Consider the following 21,201-nt stretch of genomic DNA (forward strand, 5'->3'; position numbering starts at 1 on the left):
GCCTAGGGCACCTCGATCTGATCGAACAGGGTTTGGATGATTTCCTCGGAAGTGACGTTCTCGGCTTCGGCCTCGAAGGTCAGGCTGATGCGGTGGCGCAGCACATCGAAACCGATGGCCTTGATGTCCTCGGGGATGACGTAGCCCCGGCCGCGGATGAAGGCGTGGGCGCGGGCGGCCGTCAGCAGGGCGATGCTGGCGCGGGGCGAGGCGCCGAAGTCGATCAGCTCGGTCAATTTGGGAACCCCGTGTTCGGCGGGTTCGCGCGTGGCGAAGATCAGGTTGATGACGTAGTCGCGGATGCGGTCGTCCACGTAGATCTCGCCGGCGACCTCGCGCGCGTTGAAAATGTCTTCGGGCGAGGCCATGGTCCGGGCACTGGGCTTCTCGCCCGACGTGTAGCGGTCCATGATGTTGCGCTCTTCGGCCTTGGTGGGGTAGCCCACGTTCAGCTTCAGCATGAAGCGGTCGACCTGGGCCTCGGGCAACCGATAGGTCCCTTCCTGCTCGATGGGGTTCTGGGTGGCGAGCACGAGGAATGGTTTGGGAAGGGGGTAGGTGGTGTCGCCGATGGTGACCTGTTTTTCCTGCATCGATTCGAGCAGGGCCGACTGGACCTTGGCGGGCGCGCGGTTGATTTCGTCGGCGAGGACCAGGTTGGCGAAGACGGGGCCCTGTTTGGGCTCGAAGGTGCCGTCCTTCTGGTTGTAGATCATGGTGCCCAGGATGTCGGCGGGCAAAAGGTCGGGCGTGAACTGGATGCGCTTGAACGACATGTCCATGGTGTTGGCCAGGGTGTTGACTGAAAGGGTTTTCGCCAGACCGGGCACGCCTTCCATCAGGACGTGGCCGCCCGTGATCAAACCGATCATCAGGCGATCCAGCATGTAGCGCTGGCCGACGATCACCTTGCGGATCTCCATCATGACGCCGTCGATGAACTGGTTGTGCTGTTTGACCTTCTCAGTGACAATTCGGATGGTTTCTTCACTCATGGTTACCTCTTGTATGTGCCTTTCGAAGCGCCGAGTTCGCGATGGTCGCGAGGAACTCGCGATGCGTTCGCCTTGGGTCGGGTACCGATGCGTCGACTGGACCCGGCCCGCGCGACCCCTCGTGCCTTGGCCGCGTGGCGCCGCAAAGAGGAGCGGTCGCGAGCCGCGGCGCGAAGGTCGACTCGAAAGTATCTTTCGCGATGGGAAGTCGCTTTGGAACCGGTTGCGAACGTGAACATGAAACGAATTCAAGTGGCTGAAATTACGAAATGTTGCAGATCTTGCGGGCGGAACGGAACCAAAGGTGCGGGGGCACCTAGCAGGCGTTCCAACTGGCCGGGACGGCAAAATCAATGCCACCGGCGGTCGTTCCTCTGAAAGGCGGGCGAGACCCGGCCGGTGCTCACGGCGCACGAACAAAACTCGGGTAGGTTCGAGTTCGTTCCCCTTGAAACGCGCCGGTTCGCTCGTCTTTGGCCAAAACCCGACAATTGTAACACTTTTCCGGGCGGGCAGCGGGGTTCCGATTCGGCGGTTCCCCAGGGGCGCGATCCGAAGCCCACCCCGCGCCATTTTGTCGTAGCGGGAACTCCAAAGTGGTTGAATCCGGTTCGGGCTCTTTCGCGGATCGGTTCGATGGATCGAACGCAAATGGGTCAGTTCCTGTTAAAATTCGGAACGATCGTCATATCGATAAACCACGTGAATGGCCGCATCCAAGCCAGCCATATCATAAAGTGACACGGAGGCTATATCCTTGAGCGAAGAAACACAGAACGAAAAAAACGAAGCGTCCGAGCAGGCGCCACCTCCTCCTCCCAGTGACAAGAAACAGGTAGAAATCAGTTTGATCAACCCGATGGTGGCGCTTTCGCCGGAAATCATGCAACCCGTGGCGATGGCATTGAAGACGTTGGTCGAATACCAGCAGAAGACCGGGGCGAAAGGCCTGAACGCCAGAGGCTGGGGTTATACCTTCACCATACGTCCGGAGAAATGATTCCCAAAACAAAGACGGCGCGTCCTGTTGACGCGCCGTCGTTTCGTTTTTCATAAGGTCGTGGTCGGTCCGCGATCATCCGCGACGTCCCGCGAGAAAGTGTCTTATTTTGCGGGGACGAGTTTCACGTCGTAGCGGACCATTTCGTTTTCGTCATCCACGTTCTCGACCGTGTAGGCCTTGCCGTTGCGGAACACCATACGGGTCAGGCCCTGGCTGGAGTGTTTGTAGGAGCCCAGGTAGGCACCGGCCTTGTCGAAGATGTCGAACGTTTCGTGATTGTCGAGTACGTTGATGTCGTGGATGACCAACAAAGTGCCGTCCTCCAAAGCCTTCATCCCGAAAATCGGCATCTTGAATTTGGGGTATTCGGCTTTGACCAAGGCCCGGCGAACCATGTCCTGGTTGATCAATTGCTCGCCGCCGGCGGGTAACTGCGCCAGGATGGTTTCGTAGATGGGCGTGGTCAGCGCCTTGACTTCCGCTTCCGAAATGGCGATGGGGTCGTATTTGCGCTCGATGGTGAGCACGTGGTTCAAGTTCTTGTCGTACTTCTCGATGCGGTAGTGCTTCAGTCGCGGCGCCACGTAGAGATTGCCGTCGTCGTCGAAGGCCATGATGCCGGTTTCCCCGTTGGCGCCCAACTTGAACTGGGCGGCCAGGAAATCGACCCAAAATTCCTTGTCGTTGACGCGGGCCGGGTTGAATGCCGGCGAATCCACATGGCCAATCTCTTTCAAGGTTTTTTTCTCGGCGTCCATCAACGCGGTGGAAATACCCATGATCATGGTTTCCGCGTTGTAGTTCACGATCTGGCTGATCCGCCGCGTTCCGTCCGGGCTGAAGAGTGCGGCCGTTTCGATGTGGGTGAAGCTTTGGTTCGTGTCGCGGGTGACGAAGGCCATGTCCTTGTCGAACCAGGAGACATGGCTGACCGGGCCGAGTGCCTCGAACGCCACTGCCCGATCGTCCTTCAGGATTTGGAAACTGGTCATATTCTGGAATTCGCCGGGCCCGGCGCCGCGACTGCCGTAGGTTTTGACGTATTCTCCCTGCGGGTCGAATTCCACGATGCGCGCACTCTTGGGGTCACCCACCAACATGTGACCCTTGGAATTGGCGGCGACCGTCACGGTAGGCCCGACCCAGAGGTAGTGATCCTCCTCGCCTGTTTCTGCGGTGATCCTCACTTCTTCCTTGAGTTCGAGCGTTTTGGCGATGCCCTTGGGTTTGATGCCGTTTTTGATGACGGGAGCCGGCTCCGCGGCATAAGTAATTGCTGTGAAAAGGAATATGGTCAGATAGGTAACAAATTTGTTCACGAATTCCCCCGGTAATTTTTTTGAACAGAGTCCGGGCCGCGCCACAGATGGCGGCCGATGAAATGCCTGGACGTCGCGTCGAAGGAGGGACGCGACGATCTGAATGGAGCTTGGAAACGGGATAAATGTGGTTCCCTAGAGAAGGGCGCTGGGCCCGCACATTAAGGGCCTATCTCGGGAGCACATTCGGCATCGAAACACCCGTTTCCTTTTGCTCCCCCAGTCTGGAAGGGGGAGGAGATGCTTACACCTCGAACGAAAAAAATCGCATTTTTTTTGGAATCGGTCACAATGAGGATCAGCCAGGTGTCCCTACTTCATGAAGCGAAAACCCTTGCATGTCTCCCGCTCGCCCTCTCGACCTTGTGGGGATGACACGAATACCGATGTATGTCGCTTCGTTTCAGGAGGAACCATTGAGTGAGATCGAATTCTATCAGTTTCCCGGCGGCTACGGACTCGGGAGTTTCAGTCCGTTCTGCCTCAAATTACAAGCCTACCTGCGCTTCATGGAGATTCCCTATCGCTTGATCAACTCGCGCGATACTTCGAAAGCGCCCACCAAGAAAATGCCCTACATCGTCGATAACGGCCAGGCCATCGGCGATTCGGGGATGATCATCGACCACCTGAAAACCCGCACCCAACGCGACCCGGATACCTGGCTGTCGGCCGAGCAGCGGGCGGTCAGTACCGCATTGATTCACATGCTCGAAGATCATTTCGCCTGGACCATGGTGTACTCGCGCTGGCTGGACCCCGCCAACGACGAGACGCTGAGGCGCGTTTTCTTCGGGAGATTGGCCGCACCCTTGAAATGGTTGGTGGTGCCCATGCTGAAGAAAAGGGCGGGAAAATCCTTGTGGGCCCAAGGGCTCGGGCGTCACCCCCGAGACGAGATCTACCGCCAGGGCATCGAAGATCTGGAAGCCTTTGCGACCTGCCTCGGCGACAAGCCCTTTCTGATGGGTGATCGGCCGGCGACGGTCGACACCGTGGCCTATGGATTTCTCGCCAACTTGCTGAGAGCCCCGTTTGCCTCGCCGCTCTTCGATGCCGCCAGATCGCACGCCAACATCACGGATTACGTCGATCGTTTGGAAAAGAAGTGGTTTCCCGAGGTGGAAGAACGCGCCAATCGGAAAGCCTGACCCTCGCGCCCGGCCCACCGGCGGGGTGCGGTGTTCGGCGTTCGAAAACCGGGTCCGTCGTGGGTCGTGGGTCGTGGGTCGTGGTCAGGATAGGTGGCTCGATGATGAAAGAGGGTACGTGAGATGAGCGGAAACGAAGCTGAATCGAAAGGTGAACTCGAGCGATTGTGCGAACGCGCGCTCGAGGGCGACCTGGAGGCCTTGGAAACCCTGATGGATCGCCTGCGGGATCCCGTCTACGGTTTGTCCCTGCGCATGTTGTTCCATCCTCAGGATGCCGAGGACGCCGCTCAGGAAATCGCCATTCGCATCTTGACTCATTTGAGCGAGTTTCGCGGCGAGGGCCGTTTTTTGAACTGGGCGATGCGCATTGCCGCCAATTATTTGATCAACGTCTGTCGGCGTCGGCGTTTGGAACGCTTGACGTTCAAGGATGTCGGCGAGGATTTGGATTCCGGATGGGACCAGGCCCGGCCGCTGCGGACCACCAGAGCCGAAACGCGGTTGCTGGTCGAGGAAGTGAAAATCGGGTGCAGCATGGCGATCCTGATGTGCCTCGATCGAGGCAAACGCATGGCCTACATCCTCGGCGAAGTGCTGGAGGTGAGCAGCGAGGAGGGCGCCTACATCCTCGATATCAGCCCGGCCGCGTTTCGCAAACGGCTGTCGCGGGCGCGGGAGGCGCTGACGGACTTCATGTCGACCAAATGTGGCTTGGTGGATGCCGGCAATCGGTGTTCCTGTCCTGCCCGATTGCCGGTGGCCGTGGCCAAGCGACGGCTGGATCCCGAGCGGCTGCTGTTTGCGACGCACCCGCGTATCGCGTCGGATTCGACCGCCCGGGGAAGCGCCGATGCGCCCGAGGTCGATATGGCGGCCGTACACCGGACCATTCGCGAGGTGACCACGCTGGAAAAAGTGGCCGCGGTGTATCGATCCCATCCCCACTATCGCGGGCCGGACAGTTTTTCCAAAGCGGTGCGTGCCCTGGTCAAATCCGGGCGGTTTCGCAGCCTGACCTAGGGACGGAAAGCCCGCCGGCTGAACTTGTCGAAGCGATCCATGCTCAGAGTTCCCGCATGCTTTGAGGGTCGGCACGGCAGTAGGTTGGCCGGCCCGGCCGACAAAACGAAGCGACGCATGTAACGGAAATCGGTTACGCCAAAGAGCGAAGCACAGCGTCTCCCTCGCGGCCCCAATCCGAAGCCGGAAAGCCAAAGTCCCCGCATCGTGAGGGGGTCGTAAGGCCTGTAGATTGGGCCGCTGGCCCGACACTTTTTGACGAACTCCCCGAACATCCGTGTGTTCTGGTTTCTAGTTTTATCTCCGGATTTTACAGAGTTTGTCTCATCAAGAGCCGCGAACAAGCGGGGCGGGCTGCCAGCTTGATTTCGGGAAAGAAACAACGCGGAGCGAGCCAAGATGGTGTTCCCGGCTTTCGAAAAGGGCCGTCGGGCAGGGCCGCGGCATACCGGCCCCGCTCGCAACATATACCGAAGCTCCTGCTTCTATTGGTGCTTCGCTCTTTGGCGTTTCGTATCTGCGCAGCCTTGATCGCTTCGAAGCGTCGGCCCGGCGGGCCAACCTACTGCGACGACGCCCCTCTCGCAAATGCGGGAACTCCCTAGCGATTCGCTTCGATTGGTAACCCAGGCTCTCGGCGTCGACTCAGAAGGTGGCGCGGTCGCGGAAGATCTTCGCCAGCTTGGTGCCGTTCGTGCGAATGTCGAACTCTTCCTTGATGAACGCACGGGCCGCCTTGCCGATCCGGGCCAACTCTTCCGGACGATCCATGGCCTGGCGCAGGATATCGGCGAGCCCGTCCGGATCGCCGGAATGAATCAAATAGCTGTTTTGCCCGCTGTCGATCAGCTCGGCGATACCGCCAACCCGGGTGGACACACTGGGAATCTCCATCGACATGGCTTCCATCAACACGACGGGTACGCCCTCGGCGAACGAGGGCAATACGAACAAATGGGCCCTTTTCAGGGCGTCGAGCACGCCGTCCTGGGGAAGGGGACCCGTGAGGATGACCCGGTCGCCCAAGTCCAGCTCGTTGACCATGCGCTGCAGATCGGCCGCTTCGTCGCCGCCGCCGATGAGCTTGCACTGAAACTGGCGACCCTCGTCCTTGAGCTGTTTACAGGCCATCACCAGCAGCGCCTGGCCTTTGGTCGGCGTCAGGCGGCCGGTACATACGATCTGGAACACGTCTTTGTCCGGTTCCTTGCCCTCCGGCGTGTAGCGATCGGGGTCGACCCCGCAATGCACGATGGGGAACTTGTCGAGATCGCGGACACCCACCAGACGAATCGCCTGGCCGCGCGCGAAATTGCTGATGCACACCACGAATTTGGCGTTCCGAATCTTTTCCGGCAGATTGATGGCCGCGATGCGATAGAACACGTCCGGCCCGTGGAGGGTGAAGCTGTAGGTGGTGCCGAAGGCCCGGCAGGCGTACAGGGCGATCGAAGCCTCGCTGCCGCCGAAGTGAACGTGGACGTGTTTCAAGCCCCGCTTGCGCATTTGCCGAGCCAGCATGGCGGCCTCGATGAAATGAAAGATGGCCCAGAGCGTGTCGCGGGGGCGTCCCTGCTGCAGCTTGATCGCGTAGAAAAGCCCGCCCAAATAACCGATCGGGGCGCGCAGGAATTGGGAAACCTGGGCCTGTAGAACGGAGAAGATGTTCTGTTTCTTGAGGCAATAGGTGATTTCGAGTTGGGCCTTCTCGAATTCGGTGCCGCCGGCCAGCACCTGACCGGGATTCATGGTGAATGGATGTACTTTGATTCCCTGAGCCTCGATCTGTTCGATTTCGCGGTTGATGAAGGTGTGCGAGATCGCCGGATACTGGCTGCACAAATACGCCATTTGGTCCTGGGCCATTTAGCTCGTCCTCCCCTGCGCATCATACGGCGGGACGGGCTCCATTGCGTGCGGATGGTCGCCGCCGGGAGCTCGTGGTGCCGTGCACCGGTCATTGTTATTCATAAACACTCATGTCTGGAATCCAAGGATGCGGAGGCATGTGCGATCCGTATCGCGTCACCTTCAGCGCGAGTTTGAGTTGGCGAAGGTGTAGTTTCATCGCCTGAGACTTGCGCTGACCCTCCGGAGATTGGTCGCCGCGGTTTTTGACATACCGCAGCGAAAACCAAAGGCGCTCGATCCCCAACATCACCCAGGGTCCCAATCTGCCCCAATACTTATAGTAGTAGAGGCATTCGGCAAACAGGCGCAACAGGGTCAATTGTTTGCCGACCCGTTCGCCTTCGTCCGCGTTGGCACTACTGCCGCCCGCGGTGTGCTGCACGATGACGTGCGGCAGGATGTGTACCTCCCTGCCGGCCTTGGCGACGCGGCGGCACAGATCCCATTCTTCGAAATAAAGGAAAAAGCGATCGTCGAAGCCCCCCAGCCGCTTGTTCAGGTCGGCGGGAATCAGGAGAAAGGCGCCCACACACCAATCGACGCGTTTGGGGTGCGAGTGGTCCCACCAAGTGTTGTCCATGCGGCCGAAGATTCGGCTGTTCCGGTACTTGTACTGCAGGCCGGTCAGCATGAAAATCTTGTCGAACACCGTCGGGAACATGCGTGCGGACGGTTGCAGTTCCCGGTGGTCGTTGATGAACCGCGGACCGACCATGCCGACCTTGGGATGGGCGTCCAAATAGGCGACGCACTGGGAAATGGCGTCGGGAGGCGGATAGGCATCCGGGTTGAGGATCAGGTGGTAATCGCCGGTGGCCTTGTCGAAACCCACGTTGTTGGCGGGCCCGAAGCCGAGGTTGGTGCCGGGCGTGACCAGAATGACCGACGGATGTTTCTCCTGAATCAGTTCCTCGGTGCCGTCGCCGGGGCTGTTGTTGACGACGATGATCTCGATACCGCCCTCGTGTTCGGTTTTAGCGAGGGTTTCCAGGCACTTATCTAAAAACTTCGAACTCTTGTAGTTGACGATGATGACCGAAACCTTGCCGGGCATTGCGATCCTCTCCGTTGCATTCGCTGATCGATTCGCGGGGCCGAACGATCAAGGGGCGGGTTTGTTCTTATGGCGTTTGGTGCGGACCCATCCGAGCGAGCGTTGCTTGATGAGCGAGGCAACCACGATATAGGTTTTCCAGACGATATACCAGGGCAAATAGAACCCGATGCGAATCAGGCCGGAGACGCTGCCGTATTTGAGGCTGGCCACGCCGTAGTGAAACACCAGCATGGCGAAGGCGGCCAGGGCACCGATGCGCACGAGGTTGGGGCCCAACGCGAGGGCCAGGATGATGGTCACCGCGATCGCGCTGACCGGGGGCATGACCACGTCGATAAAGGCTTCGAAGGCGGTCAGGCTGCCCGTCAGCGCCTTGCGGAGCTGGGGCCAGGCGTGCTGGCGGATCATCTGCATGCGTCCGCGCTCCCAGCGAACGCGCTGTGACTGAGCCTGCTGCGAGGTGATCGGCATTTGGGCCTTGACCCAGGCGAGATCCAGAAAACGGACCTTGTAACCGGCTTCCAGCAGGCGAAGGTGGTATTCGAGATCTTCCACGATCGAATGGGCCAGGTAGGGAACCTTGGAGAGCACCTCGCGGGAAAGACAGAAACCGTTGCCGAAAATACCCGACGAAGCTTTGAACGGCGCCTTGCCGCGCGGTCGCAGGCCGTTGAAGGAGGCGAGGGCGAACTCCATCGCGACCGTACGCATCGAATCCTTGGGATTCAACACGCCATAGAAGAGCTGGGTGGCCTTGGCGCCGTCGGCCAGGGCTTCGCTGATCGTCTGCAGCGCACGCGGGTGCATTTGTGTGTCGGCGTCGATGACCAGGAACGCGTCCCAGTCCTCTTCCAGCAGTTGGGTGAAGGCCTGGTGCAAACCCTGGCCCTTGCCCGGATTTTCATGGCGTTCCAAGACCCGGGCACCGGCCTTGGCGGCCTTTTCGGCGGTGTCGTCACTGCAATTGTCGGCGATGACGAACACGCAGTAGTGTTCCGCGGGGTATTCCTGTTGGGTCAACGCCTTGGTGACCGTTTCCGAAATCAGTAGGGTTTCATTGTGGGCCGGGATCACCACCGCGATGCGGCGCGGTCGGTCGTCCTTTTTCCCCTGGCGATAGGGAATCAAGGCTCCCACGGCCAAAAAACCCAGGTAGATCGAAGGTAAAAGGGCCAACACAAGGAAAAACCAGCCTGCGATATCTTTGGCCAGGATTAAATATTCCATCATGGTGGGACAATCCTCGAAGTGCGGCCATCGGAAACGGCGAAAATATCCGTTCGAATCAGGGCCTGGATGAGTGTTGGAAAGTCATCCGGTGAGAAAAATTCTCCTAGGGTGGGATGATCACGGCAAAAGTAACACGTAAGCGATGCCCGAGCAACCAAAGAGGTCGCGCCGTCCGGTGAAAGCAGGGCGGTCGCGCGAAGGCCGATGGGCAGCCCCGAGATGGGCCCGATGGGCGGTGTTTCGAGCGGCCCGTCCCGAGCCCTTTCTGGATTCCTGCCGTCGATGCGGTAAGATTTGGGCGCGAGCTTGAAAAGGGGAGTCATTCTTGAGCGCCGACCCAGCAGAAGATCCACGTTTCGCCGAGCTGAAAGCCCTCCAGTCGGCACGACTGTGGGATACCTACCGCGACTTCGCCGAAAAGCCCGGGTACCGCGCCACCTGCGATTTCTTCTTCGGAGAGGTGTACCACACCGAGGATACCCGTCGGCGCGACCGGGCGTTCGAATCCTTCTACGCCAACATCAGCCGGGTATTGGGTGGCGACATCGTGCGCTGTATGCGGCAAGTGATCGATTTGCAGAAGCTTACGGTGGAGCTGGATCTCTTGTGTGTTCGCGCCCTGATCGATTTGGACATTGCGCCCGGATTCGACATGCAGGCCTACGAACGGGCCTACCGCCACATGGGAGAACGGGATCGGCGGGAACGCCAGATTCGAATGTTGGTGGAGAATCTGTTCCTGACCCACAAAATCTTTCGGCGTTTCGGGATCGGCGTCGGCCTTCACGCACTTCACAAGTTCCATCGGCTTCGCGGCGACGATCAGGTGACCGGGTTTCTGTGGCGGGGTTACCAGGCCCTGCATCGGCTCTCGAGCGTGCGGCCCCTGGCGGAGGCCGTCGAACGGCGTGAAATGGAGCGGCTGCAGCGGATTTTCGAAAAGGGTGCGAACCGTTCCTGATCCGGCCGGAATGTGTCGTCGGCGACTATGATTTTGTCAGCGGTTCGCTCGAGGCGTCCAGCGTGACTTCCAGGGGCAGGTTCAACTCTCGTGCGACCACGTCGACCATCGCGGTGTTGACCTCCAGGTCGCAGAAAAGCATCAAGGTGCGCGGTGGATTGCGGCGCACCAGGACGCGACCGCGGTCGAAGGCCAGATTGGCGGTTTCCATGTGGACCGGCGTGCCGGCCAGGACCTTGCCGATCAAGGAAACCTTCTTGGCGGCTTCGGGCGGTGCGTGCTCGCTGAACTGAACTTGACCGGCGTCCGACGTCAGGGCGGCCCAGCGACAACCCTCGATGCCTTCGAAATCTTCCAGATTCATCACGGCCGAGTCTCCTCTCCTTCGAAACACTCGGCAAGGGCCTCACATTCGAGGGTTTCCAATTCTTTCAGTTCATCCGTGTCGTCGCCGGCAAGAGCCGCCAGGCCGCTACCGTGAGGGAACACCAACAGGCGTTCGGTCCGGGATCCGATGGTCCCGCGATTGAATTCGCCCAAGTTTTCCAAGGCCTTCAATTCCGGAATGATGCTGTTGAGCAAATGCAGGGAGCGCGGCACCCTGGTGCCGATGGCACCCAGTTGCGCCACCACTCTTCCCTTGTGATTGATGGCCACGCCCAGATGCGGCTTGGGGCGACACAGATGTTGTGGGCAGGGGGCCCCTTTGGCCAGCCGGTTCAGGTAATCGTCGATGTCGATGATGGCCTCGCGCGCCGAGGAGTAGCGGTCCTCGGGGTTCTTGGCGGTCATGCGGTCGAGCAGGTGCATCAGGCAGGGGTCGATGTGAACGTCGAACTTGGTGGGATCCGGCAGTGGCTCTTCGACGTGTTTGCGCAGGACCGAGATGTAGTCGCGACCATCGAAAGGAGGGGAGCCGGTCAGTAATTCGTAGAGGATGATGCCGACCGCATAGATATCCGTGCGGCAATCGATGAGTTCGCCTTCGATTTGTTCCGGGGAGACATAGAGGGGTGTTCCGAGAATTTCGTCCTCGAGGGTGACGCGGCTGCCGGCGGAATCTCGAACCAGTCCGAAATCCAGGACGACCACGGTGCCCGAATTGGAAACCATGATGTTGGCCGGTTTGATGTCGCGATGGAGCTTGCCGCGTTCGTGGGCCTGCGCCAGTCCCTTGAGCACCTGGCGCACGATGTTCAGGGCGTCGCCCGGCTCCAGGCGCTCGCGGTAGTGGAGGAACTGTTCCAGGTTGACGCCGTCGATGTACTCCATCACGAGATACGGCAGGTCGTCGTAGTGACCCACGTAGTGGACCTGGACGATGTGGGGGCTGCGCAACTGGGCGACCGCACGCGCTTCGTTGTAGAAGCGTTTGGAGGAATCGGGATCGTCGCTCTTGTAGGCGCGAGCCAGGAACTTGACGGCGACGGGGCGTTGCAGCGAACCCTGACAGGCCTTGTAGACCCGACCCATGGTGCCGGTGCCGAGTTGCTCCACGATTTTCACTTCCTGGCCCGGAGGACCCAGGACCAGGCCGATCAGCGGATCTTTTCCGCCGGACGCGAGGTCTTGAAATTTACGCACCAGGTTGGAAACGCGAAGGGAAAACGCCATGATCGCAACTCCCTGCGAGGTGATCGGTTGGTTCGTGGCTGGGATCGACCTCTTCTCACTGTTGGGCGCGAGAAGCATCGCGAATGGGCCAGGTGATCTCGAGCAACGGTTCGAGATGATGGAGACCTGTCGAACCCGGTTTCTTACCGATTCGAGGTGTCGCCGAACCGCTCTTTCGATCGGCCCGTTGATTAAAGCATGACTCAAAAAACGGACTGAAGCAACCCTATAGAACTTGCCGGTCGATGGATTCCAAGCCCTTTTTGAATCAAGGCTTGCCGGGAGTCAGGATGGAATCGACGGCGGGGTGCCGGCGGCCCGCCCACCCCGTGCCTGGTGATTCGGTCCACGCCAGTGGGCGGCGATCGTCGCCTGGATTTGATCCTGTTTGAACGGTTTCGAAAGATAGCCGTCCATGCCCGCCTCCAGGCATCGTTCACTGTCGCCCTGCATGGCGTTCGCCGTAACCGCGATGATGGGGACCGGTTCCGCGGTTTCGTCCTCCATGGAGCGAATGGCCGCCGTGGCCTGGTAGCCGTCGAGCACCGGCATTTGGATGTCCATGAAGATCATGTGAAAGGGCTTTTCGAGAAACAGGGCCAACGCCTTTTTTCCGTTCTCGGCGATGATGACCCGGTGACCCAGCTTGGTGAGAATGCGCCGAATCAGGGCTTGATTGACCTTGTTGTCTTCGGCGACCAGGATGTCCAGGGCCGGAACCCGTCGGGTTTTGCGACCGACCGAATCGCTCGCCGGAGGCAGAGTCCGATCGCGCTCCGGGAGTGATTCCGTTCGCTCGCAAGTGATGGTGAACCGAAATTGGCTGCCGCGGCCGGGCTCGCTTTCCAAGTGGATGGCGCCGCCCATCATGTGGACCAGATTGGTGGAAATGGTGAGTCCCAGCCCGGTGCCGCCGTAAAGCCGCGTGGTGCTGCCGTCCGCCTGGGAGAAGGCTTCGAAAATGCGTTCCTGTTTCTCGGCAGGAATGCCGATGCCGCTGTCGATCACGCTCAGGGACAGGACCACCTGCTTCTCCGCTTCCTTCAGGAGCCGGGCCGTGACCCGGATCCCGCCCACCTGGGTGAACTTGATGGCGTTGCCGATCAGGTTCACCATTACCTGGCGGAAACGATTGGGATCGCCCACCAGGAATCGAGGAACCGCGGCGTCGATCTCCAAATCCAGGTTGAGGTTCTTCTGGCGAGTGCGTTGCTCGTGCATCTTCACGACACTTTGCAATCGCTCGTGAAAATCGAAGGGCACCCGGTCGAGATCCAGCTTGCCCGCTTCGATTTTGGCGTAATCCAGAATGTCGTTGAGCAGATGGAGCAGGGAATCCGCACTTTCGGCCACGATTTCCAATTGGCCTCGCTGTTCTTCCTCCAGGTGCGTGTCCAACACCAGCTCGGTCATGCCGATGATGGCGTTGATCGGCGTGCGGATTTCGTGACTCATGTTCGCCACGAATTCGCTCTTGGCGCGGTTGGCCGCCTCCGCCTTTTTGAGGGCTTCCTCCAAATCGAGTTGGATGGTCTTGGTTTCGGTGATGTTGCGGACGATGATCAAGATCCGCTCGTCCGAAATGGGGAAAATGCGAGCCTCGAAATAGCGATGGGCCGCATCGGTTTCCGGCCATTCGAATTCGATCTTCTTCGGGCTGTTGTCCGAGGCGATCTGGGCGATCGCCTCCTGCAATCGGACGCCGGTTTCCTTTGGGAAGATCTCGCGAATCGGTCGACCCTCGAGATCGGCCTTTTCGTGTCGGAACATGTATCGTTCCACGCTGTGGCTACCCAAAATCCTGCCGTGGTGGTCGATCCAGAAATACAGATCGGGAAAGGCCCGGAAGATGGTGTTCAGATCCTCGCGAGCGGCTTCCTGGGCGGTGATGTCCTGGCCCACGGTCAGGATGTAGCGGGGGTCGCCTTGCTTGTCACGGACCGCCACCTTGATGGTGCGCAGCCAGGTGAGTCCGGATGATCCGGGAATCGCGACCTTTGGCAGCAGCAACTGCCCCGGTTTCCGCATCGCTTCTTCATCGCTCCGCCGGGAGATTTCCGCGAGGGTGGGATTCAGCAGATCGTGGGCGGTCTTGCCGAGAATGTGTCCCCGGCTCCAACCCAGGGTCTCCTCGGCGGCGCGGTTGATGCGCACGAAGCGCAGGTCTCGTGCGTCCTTGACCACCAGGGTTACGGGCAGCGTTTCCACCAGCAGGTTCAGGAAGTTCTCGCTGTCGCGGAGGCGTTCGTAGGCCTCGGTCAGGTCGACCGTCTTCTCCTCCACCGTGCGTTTGATCAAATGGTTCTGCCCGGTGATCATCAGCACGAACAGCGAAAACAGGCTCGAGAACAGGAAACCACCCGTGAGAATGACCCAACTGTCCGCCCGGGTTCGCGCCTGAATGAAACTCTTCGGGAATCCCGATCGCAGCACCCAGGTCTGTCCGCCCAGCCGAAAATCACTTTCCCGGGACAGCCCCCAAGGAAACGGGCCGAATTCGGGTGTGATGCCCTCGGTGCCGCGCGACATGAAGAAAGGGTTTTCGGAGAATTTTTCGGAAATCGAGAAGAGGAAGGCATCGCGGTCCAGATAGCGATCGCCCGCACCGAGAAATTCCTCGGCCGTGGATACGGCGATGAGAAAACCGCGAATCCCGCCCGACTCGCGAGAGACCGGCCGCACGAGGGGAAAGGTGGGTGCTTGATCGTGCAATCGCGGCACGGCCTGAATGTGGTCGAGTCCCGTGTCGCGGCGGCTGGCGGCGTAGGCCAGGGCGTCCCGCCATTGGGGAATGTCGGCTACGTCGATCCCGATCGTCGCTTCGAGATCCACGTTCGGGACGAGGTAGGTGATCGGGAGAAAGCTCCCGTGGGTCCCGGTCTGCGCCGCTCCCGTGCGTTCGATCGAAGATTCCGGGTATCCGGTCTGCCGCATCTGTTCGAGGAATTCCGGTATTTGGGCCCGAGCGATCCGCGGGGCCCAGATCAATCGAGTGATGTTGGGGAACTCGCGAATCAGGGCCGTGCCGAAGCGCTCGAATGTCGGTCGACTCACTTGATCCGAATCCAGAAAGAGCTGTTCCAGAATCGAAAGTGCTTTCTCGCTCTCGCGAATTTTGGAGGACACGCCCTGAACCGCCAGTTCGTGGTCGTGATCCAGCGCGAACCGGAGGTTCTTGTGGTTCCAGCGTTCGACCAACTGGACCGTGGCGAATACGGCCAGGGTAATGGCCAACAGGGGCAGACCCACCTGAATGGTGCGGTGCCTGGCCCTGGCGCTCTTTTCACCTGCGAAAATCAACAACAGTGGGGTCAGGGTGAGCACGCCGATCGAGTCGCCGATCCACCAGGTGAACATACTGTAGGGAAGCCCCTCGGGGGCGATGCGACCGAAGAACAGAAACACCAAATTGCTGGACAGGGATGCGGTGAGACAGGCGATCGGTCCGCCGAGCAGGGAGACCGCAAAAATTTGATCCAGGGTGTCGAGCGTCCAGGGAGCACGCGTGACTCGGTGGATCAGCCAATGCCCCAGCCAGGCTTGGGCCGTCACGCCGACCGCGATGCCGGCGGGAACCAGCCAATGGGAAAGACCGAGCAGCAGGTTGGCGGGATCGACGCTCAACAGGCTGTTGGCCGCCATGGAGCCGATGAGTAGACCGGGGACGATTCTCGGGCCCCAGAGGAGGATCAGGGCGAGGGCGACACCGGCGGGCGGCCAGATGGCGCAGGCGTACCCCGGAGGGACGACCGTTTGCAGACCGAACCAGGCGGCCACCACGTAGCTCGACGCCGTGATCGCATTCTTCCTGAAAAGGGAATCGCCGGAGTTGGGGGCTGCTGGCTGGGTCATGCACGCTCTCGATCGATGCGGAACCGCGAAGGGATGCCGGGACCGCGAGAGTTCGCGGGTCGTCGGTCATCGTGTCGGTGATTGCCGTCGGCTGGTCCGCCACGTCGAAAAGGACCACCGTTGTCGCGAGGAAGAAGCCGCATATCTTAGTGCGTCATCGACAAAATTGTCCGAGAGCTGAATTTCGGGTTCCCGAGATTCGTGGCGTCGCGTGCCGGCGGGACCTCGAGTGGGAACCGCGGCCTGGCGACACGAAAAAAGCCGGCGAAACGGGCACGTCACGAAACCGTTTCGCCGGCTGGGAGAAAAACCACCTTCCTCTGCCGGGAGGTTTAGATGGCGAACGAAAGAAGAACCGTCGTGTCCCTTCAGGACTGGTGTGGTGGTAGAAGGTGTGGTGAGCGATAGAAGAAACACGACGGTAATCGAGGTACCCTACGCTGAACGTTTATCGAGGTTTAGTGGCGGAATCGCGGGTGTCGCACCGCTGGGTTCCGCCACCGGATCGGGAGATTGCGATCACTCGAAGGTATAGGGTCGGCTGCGCTTCAGGAGCTCTTCCGCATTGAAGTTCCCGTTGCGGCACGCCTGCAGGTCGGCCTTTTTGAAGACGTAGATTCGATCGTGACCGGCCGCGGTAGGACCGCCGCCGCGAAGCAGAATGATCGTCAGGTGTTCTCCTTCGGGAAGCCTCACGGAGGCACCGTACTCGCAGATGGCCTCGACCAGCGATTTTTCGAACTTGCCGAACTCCTGGTCCCATTCCTTGGTCTGTGCGGATCGAATCGCTTCGGCCTTCTCGTAGTAGGCTTTGGTGCTCGCTTCGATCTTGGTCTTGTATTCTTCCAATTCGGCGGTCAATTTGGCTTGTTCCTCAGGCGTGAATTCCTTTTTCTTCAAAAGCTGGCGCCTGGTTTCCAGGGATTTGCGGCGAATCTCATGAACCGCGCGACGTTGTTCTTCGCGCATCCGTCTCATCTCTTTCGCGATTTCCCGCGAGGCGGAGAAACTCTCGACCTCCATCAGGGCGTCCGTGGCCTCTTCGATCGCATCGGCCGCGTTTTCGGCCATTTCTTCGATCATTTCCTGATAGCTCTCGACCACTTCCTCGTACTGCTCGCGCGCCTCTTCGTCATCGGCGAGCGACGGGTCGATCACGATCGGGGGGATCGGCGGGACATGGAGGTCGAAGTTGTACTGGCCCACATGAGAAAGGTGCGAGAATTCGTGGCCGAATCCCATTTCGAAAAGCAGAACCACGCCCTGGCCGCGCAGATAGGAGGTGCCGATGTCGTGCGGTCTGATGTTGTGGCGCCCGTGCCGGCGGTGATCGTCGTTATCGTCGCCCAGCGACGCTTTCAAAATGCGCTCCAGGATGCGAATGTCTTTCGCCAATTTGTTCATGTCTTGGGCTTGGACCTGGTGCCACAGGCCCAAATGAAGCAACAGAACGCTCATATAGCAGATTGCTTTTCTCATGGGATCTCCTTGGGTACTGAATCTCGATGTCGACGGGCTCGCTTTCGGCAGCGATGATTGGGGGTCCGTGCTCGCGGTCGTTGGGTTGATCGGGGCGACCGGAGTCGACGGGGTGGCCGAAGCTTATCAATCGGAAGGACGTTTGCGCTTTACCGCCGTGGCCAGGCTGTAGAGGGTCGAGGTATTCGCCGACTGCTGGTCCAACAGGTAGCGGATGCGATCCTCGATGATATCCAAATCGCGGAGCCTCTGGGTCTGCCATTTGGTATCCAGCAGATCCAGATCGCGTTTGCGATCCGAAGTGTGCCGAAGGTTCTGGCTCATGGTCAGATTGCTCAAATACAATTCCTGGTCCGTTTGGAACTGCGTCAAGGTTTCCTGAAAATCTCGGCGCGTGTCGTGACGTAGCTCGTCGACCTTTTGATCGACATACGCGACGAACTCTTGACGCAAATGCGTTTCCATATCCGCCAGCGCTTCTTTGTGCGCATCCGCGGTGACGTAGGTCGGTGCTTCGCCGGTGCCGGGCGATTGCGGACCCTCCTGGCTCGACGGCGTGCCGAACCGGATGGTCCATCCATCGGGGCCGCTGCTGATTTCCGTGCGCAGGGTGAGCAGTGCCAGCATGACGAGGCAGGCCGCACTGGGAATCCACATGGCTGCCCACCGGAAACGGCCGGGCTGGGCGACCGGGGTGGCCAGGGGGACGCGATCCCAGTCGGGAACCGGCTCGTCGCGCCACCTGGCCGCGGCCGCCTCCAGAGTGTCCACGACGTGTTCCAGGTCGACTTGATCGGCATTGCCGGCGGCGTTCTTCTTGGCTTCGATCAGGTCTTTGATTTCCTTGTCACGCACGACACACCTCCGGAAGAGACTTTAACTTGCGCAGAGCTCCGTAGAACCGCGACTTCAAGGTGTTGATCGGTATATCCACACTGTTGGCCATTTCTTCGAATGTCATCTCTTGGAAAATTTTCAGTTCCACCACCATCCGCTGATCCGGCGAGAGCTGGCGCAGCAGGTGTTGGATTTCGCGATTGCTTTCGTATCGCAGCAGATCGTCGTGGGGGTCGAAACGATCGTCCTTCAGGTCGGCGTCGCCTTCGCCCATGGGGTCCACCGGTTTGCGGCGGCGGTAGAAGTCGGTGGCGCGCCGGGAGGCGATGGTGAAGATCCATGACGAGAATGCCGCTTTCTGACCGTAACTCTCCAGGTTCCGATAGACGGCGATGAAGACTTCCTGCATCAAATCCCGCGCATCTTCGTGGTTCCCGGTCATGCGCAAGGCGAAGTTGAATATTTTGGGTTCGTAGCGTCGAATCAGCTTGTCCCAGGCATCGGCCTTTCCCTTGAGGGCGCGCTTGACCAGGGTCAAATCGGAAGATGGTTTGCCGAACATCAGTGCTCCCGCCGTCTTGTCACCTGTTGAGTCGAAGCGATACGAGAAATAGTTTGCCACAATCCAAAAAAAGTGGAAAAAGAAGGGCCGAGCGGGTCCTGGGGAGGAGGCACGAGGAAAGATTGAAATAAATAAACAAAAAACTTTACAAATTGGATTTCGGTTTCTAATATGCAAAGTGAAAACTTTGTATATGGAGGGTGCCATGACTTCTCGTCGTGCCTGGTTCGTGTTGTTTGCCGTCATGTTGATCTCCTTTTTGGGAACGGCCGGCATCGCCTTGCCCTATCCCGTGCTCGCTCCCTACTTCCTGGAGGGCGAACCCAATGCCCTCACCAGCTTTTTCAACCTTCCCCCCAAGCTCCTTCTGGGTATCGCGCTCGGCATCTACCCGCTCGGCATCCTCCTGGGTAGCAGCTTCGTGGGCGCCCTTTCCGATCGTTATGGCCGCCGCCGTATTTTGTTGATCACCCTGGGCGGCAGCGCGCTGGGTTATGCCTTGACCGTGGTCGCGGTCGTCATCGAGTCCTATCCCTTGTTCCTGTTGGCCCGCTGGGCGACCGGCGTCTGCGAGGGGAACATCTCCATCGCCAGGGCGCTCGCCGCCGAACTGCATCCCCACATCGATCGCACCAAGGCGATTTCGATGGTGTTCGCCACCATTTACGCCGGTTGGCTGGTCGGACCGCTCACCGGTGGCTACCTGATGGTCTACGGGGCCGAAGCACCCTTCCTGGCCGGCGCCGTGGCGGTGATCTTGGGCGGGGTCGTGGTGGCCTTTGCGATCGAGGGCAACGACCGCGAAGCCCAGGTGGACGACCAGCCCGGACTCTGGCAATCCATGGTCCGGGATAATTCGGTGGGACTGCTGGCGCACAAGGAAATTCGACCCATTTTCCGCTATTACTTTGCCTATACGGTGGGCATGAACATGTTCTATGAGTTCTACCCGGTTTGGTTCGTGGAAAAATTGGGGGCGGACAGTCGGGTCATCGCCTGGGGCACCGTGTCCCTTACCGCGGCGATGATCGTGACCAGTGTGGTCGCCGCATCCAGGGTGGCCAATCGCCTGGGTCAACGGCGCACCCTGGTGGTCACCAGTCTGGCCTTGGGCATGCTGTTCTTCATTCAACCCCTGTCAAACGCCTTCTGGATCTATCCGATCTTCATGTTGATCGGGGCGGGCAACGCCCTCGGCAACGGGGTGGTCCCCGCGCACCTCAGCGAGAACTACGGACATTTGGGCGAAGGTCGGGTCATGGGTTTACAGACCACGATCTTCTGTTTCACGAACGTCATCGTTTCCATACTTGGAAGTGCCGTGGCCCTGCTCAGCACCAACCTGGCCCTGTGGTTGGGGGCGATCGCCATGTCCTCCGCGTTCCTGTGCCTCGATCGCTTCGGAGCGACCGCTTCGGAGCCGATGACCGCTGACGGAGTTCAGCCATGAAAAAGCAACAGAGTGCCGACCGCATCCTTTATTTATTGAAGACACGGGGACCGCAGACGGTGCTCGCGCTCGCCGAGGATCTGGACATGACCCCGATGGGCGCGCGCCAGCATGTGAAACGGATGGAGGGCGAAGGGCTCGTGGAGAGTTACGAGCGCGCCGAATCCGTCGGTCGCCCGCGACAGTACTGGGCCTTGACCGATCGCGGCAACGCCCGTTTCCCGGACCGCCACGCCGATCTGACCCTGTCCCTGCTCCAGCAGGTGAAGACTTTGTTCGGCGACGAGGGCCTGGAGCGTCTCATCGCCATGCGCGAAATCGAAACGGAGCAGCTATACCGGGATGCGCTCTCGGCGGTGTCCGACTTGGGCGATCGAGTCCGCCGGCTGGCCGAGCTTCGATCGGCCGAAGGCTACATGGCCGAGGCCCTCACCGAAGCGGACGGCTCCTGGCTGTTGGTCGAGAATCACTGTCCCATCTGCGCCGCGGCGGCCTTTTGCCAGGGGTTCTGCCGTTCCGAGCTGGCGATTTTTCAGAGGGTGTTGGACGCCGAGGTTCAACGTGTGTCCTTCATCCAAGAGGGAGATCGCCGCTGTGCCTACCGCATTTTGGCGCGACCTCCCGTGGTCGAGCCGATGGTGGTTTGATCCCCGATTCCGCTTGCGAGGCATTGCCGAAGCCATTCCCAAGCCATTCGACCCAAGAAAACCGCAATTCCCAGGTGAGGAATCACCGGGCCTGTGTCGCCCACGGCCAC

17 protein-coding genes are annotated in these 21,201 nt (G+C 59.7%); 6 read left to right on the forward strand and 11 right to left on the reverse strand.

Annotation, left to right across the window (positions count from 1 at the left end; genetic code table 11):
• Positions 1-2: 2 nt before the first annotated feature.
• Positions 3-995 (reverse strand): AAA family ATPase, encoded by a 993-nt coding sequence (locus J3U87_RS01015; protein ID WP_237381161.1) that lies wholly within the window; start codon positions 993-995, stop codon positions 3-5.
• Between the two features lie 757 nt (positions 996-1,752).
• Here J3U87_RS01015 and J3U87_RS01020 point away from each other — a divergent pair.
• Positions 1,753-1,995, forward strand: a complete 243-nt coding sequence (locus J3U87_RS01020) for a hypothetical protein (RefSeq protein ID WP_237381162.1) — start codon at positions 1,753-1,755, stop codon at positions 1,993-1,995.
• A 104-nt stretch (positions 1,996-2,099) separates the two neighbouring features.
• Here the strand turns inward: J3U87_RS01020 and J3U87_RS01025 are convergent, their stop codons facing one another.
• The gene (locus tag J3U87_RS01025; RefSeq protein WP_237381163.1) at positions 2,100-3,317 is read right to left on the reverse strand and encodes a 6-bladed beta-propeller; all 1,218 of its coding nucleotides are present in this window, start codon (positions 3,315-3,317) and stop codon (positions 2,100-2,102) included.
• A 416-nt stretch (positions 3,318-3,733) separates the two neighbouring features.
• On the opposite strand from J3U87_RS01025, the gene J3U87_RS01030 reads away from it, so the two are divergent.
• Both J3U87_RS01030 and J3U87_RS01035 read left to right on the forward strand, forming a co-directional pair.
• Positions 3,734-4,468 carry a glutathione S-transferase family protein gene (locus tag J3U87_RS01030; protein ID WP_237381164.1) on the forward strand — a complete coding sequence of 245 codons (735 nt, stop codon included), beginning with the start codon at positions 3,734-3,736 and terminating at the stop codon, positions 4,466-4,468.
• Between the two features lie 123 nt (positions 4,469-4,591).
• On the forward strand, positions 4,592-5,491 hold the full coding sequence (locus J3U87_RS01035) for an RNA polymerase sigma factor (protein ID WP_237381165.1): 900 nt from the start codon (positions 4,592-4,594) through the stop codon (positions 5,489-5,491).
• A gap of 645 nt (positions 5,492-6,136) precedes the next feature.
• On the opposite strand, the gene J3U87_RS01040 is transcribed toward J3U87_RS01035, so the two are convergent.
• The 3 genes from J3U87_RS01040 to J3U87_RS01050 all read right to left on the reverse strand — a co-directional run bounded on the left by J3U87_RS01040 (position 6,137) and on the right by J3U87_RS01050 (position 9,689).
• Positions 6,137-7,357 carry a glycosyltransferase family 4 protein gene (locus J3U87_RS01040; protein ID WP_237381166.1) on the reverse strand — a complete coding sequence of 407 codons (1,221 nt, stop codon included), beginning with the start codon at positions 7,355-7,357 and terminating at the stop codon, positions 6,137-6,139.
• Between the two features lie 97 nt (positions 7,358-7,454).
• The gene (locus J3U87_RS01045; RefSeq protein WP_237381167.1) at positions 7,455-8,456 is read right to left on the reverse strand and encodes a glycosyltransferase family 2 protein; all 1,002 of its coding nucleotides are present in this window, start codon (positions 8,454-8,456) and stop codon (positions 7,455-7,457) included.
• 48 nt (positions 8,457-8,504) lie between these two features.
• Entirely contained in the window at positions 8,505-9,689 is a 1,185-nt protein-coding gene (locus J3U87_RS01050) for a glycosyltransferase family 2 protein (RefSeq protein WP_237381168.1), read from the reverse strand.
• A gap of 325 nt (positions 9,690-10,014) precedes the next feature.
• Here J3U87_RS01050 and J3U87_RS01055 point away from each other — a divergent pair, with 325 nt between their 5' ends.
• Positions 10,015-10,650, forward strand: a complete 636-nt coding sequence (locus J3U87_RS01055; protein WP_237381169.1) for an FFLEELY motif protein — start codon at positions 10,015-10,017, stop codon at positions 10,648-10,650.
• Positions 10,651-10,675: 25 nt separating this feature from the next.
• On the opposite strand, the gene J3U87_RS01060 is transcribed toward J3U87_RS01055, so the two are convergent.
• From J3U87_RS01060 to J3U87_RS01085, 6 genes are all read right to left on the reverse strand, one after another.
• On the reverse strand, positions 10,676-11,017 hold the full coding sequence (locus tag J3U87_RS01060) for a hypothetical protein (RefSeq protein WP_237381170.1): 342 nt from the start codon (positions 11,015-11,017) through the stop codon (positions 10,676-10,678).
• A complete protein-coding gene (locus tag J3U87_RS01065) occupies positions 11,014-12,264 on the reverse strand; it encodes a serine/threonine-protein kinase (protein ID WP_237381171.1) in 1,251 nt (416 codons plus the stop codon). Before J3U87_RS01065 ends, J3U87_RS01060 begins: the two co-directional genes overlap by 4 nt.
• Positions 12,265-12,549: 285 nt before the next feature.
• The gene (locus J3U87_RS01070; protein WP_237381172.1) at positions 12,550-16,116 is read right to left on the reverse strand and encodes an ATP-binding protein; all 3,567 of its coding nucleotides are present in this window, start codon (positions 16,114-16,116) and stop codon (positions 12,550-12,552) included.
• A gap of 519 nt (positions 16,117-16,635) precedes the next feature.
• Positions 16,636-17,595 carry a hypothetical protein gene (locus J3U87_RS01075; RefSeq protein WP_237381173.1) on the reverse strand — a complete coding sequence of 320 codons (960 nt, stop codon included), beginning with the start codon at positions 17,593-17,595 and terminating at the stop codon, positions 16,636-16,638.
• 126 nt (positions 17,596-17,721) lie between these two features.
• Positions 17,722-18,450: a hypothetical protein gene (locus tag J3U87_RS01080; protein ID WP_237381174.1), complete on the reverse strand. Its 729-nt coding sequence runs from the start codon at positions 18,448-18,450 to the stop codon at positions 17,722-17,724.
• Positions 18,443-18,994: an RNA polymerase sigma factor gene (locus J3U87_RS01085; protein WP_237381175.1), complete on the reverse strand. Its 552-nt coding sequence runs from the start codon at positions 18,992-18,994 to the stop codon at positions 18,443-18,445. Before J3U87_RS01085 ends, J3U87_RS01080 begins: the two co-directional genes overlap by 8 nt.
• Positions 18,995-19,199: 205 nt before the next feature.
• On the opposite strand from J3U87_RS01085, the gene J3U87_RS01090 reads away from it, so the two are divergent.
• Together J3U87_RS01090 and J3U87_RS01095 are read left to right on the forward strand one after the other, a co-directional pair.
• Positions 19,200-20,444: an MFS transporter gene (locus J3U87_RS01090; protein WP_237381176.1), complete on the forward strand. Its 1,245-nt coding sequence runs from the start codon at positions 19,200-19,202 to the stop codon at positions 20,442-20,444.
• Positions 20,441-21,091: a helix-turn-helix transcriptional regulator gene (locus J3U87_RS01095; protein WP_237381177.1), complete on the forward strand. Its 651-nt coding sequence runs from the start codon at positions 20,441-20,443 to the stop codon at positions 21,089-21,091. Before J3U87_RS01090 ends, J3U87_RS01095 begins: the two co-directional genes overlap by 4 nt.
• Positions 21,092-21,201 lie beyond the last annotated feature (110 nt).

Origin of the sequence: Sulfidibacter corallicola, assembly GCF_017498545.1 — a bacterium.
Taxonomy (GTDB): domain Bacteria; phylum Acidobacteriota; class Holophagae; order Acanthopleuribacterales; family Acanthopleuribacteraceae; genus Sulfidibacter; species Sulfidibacter corallicola.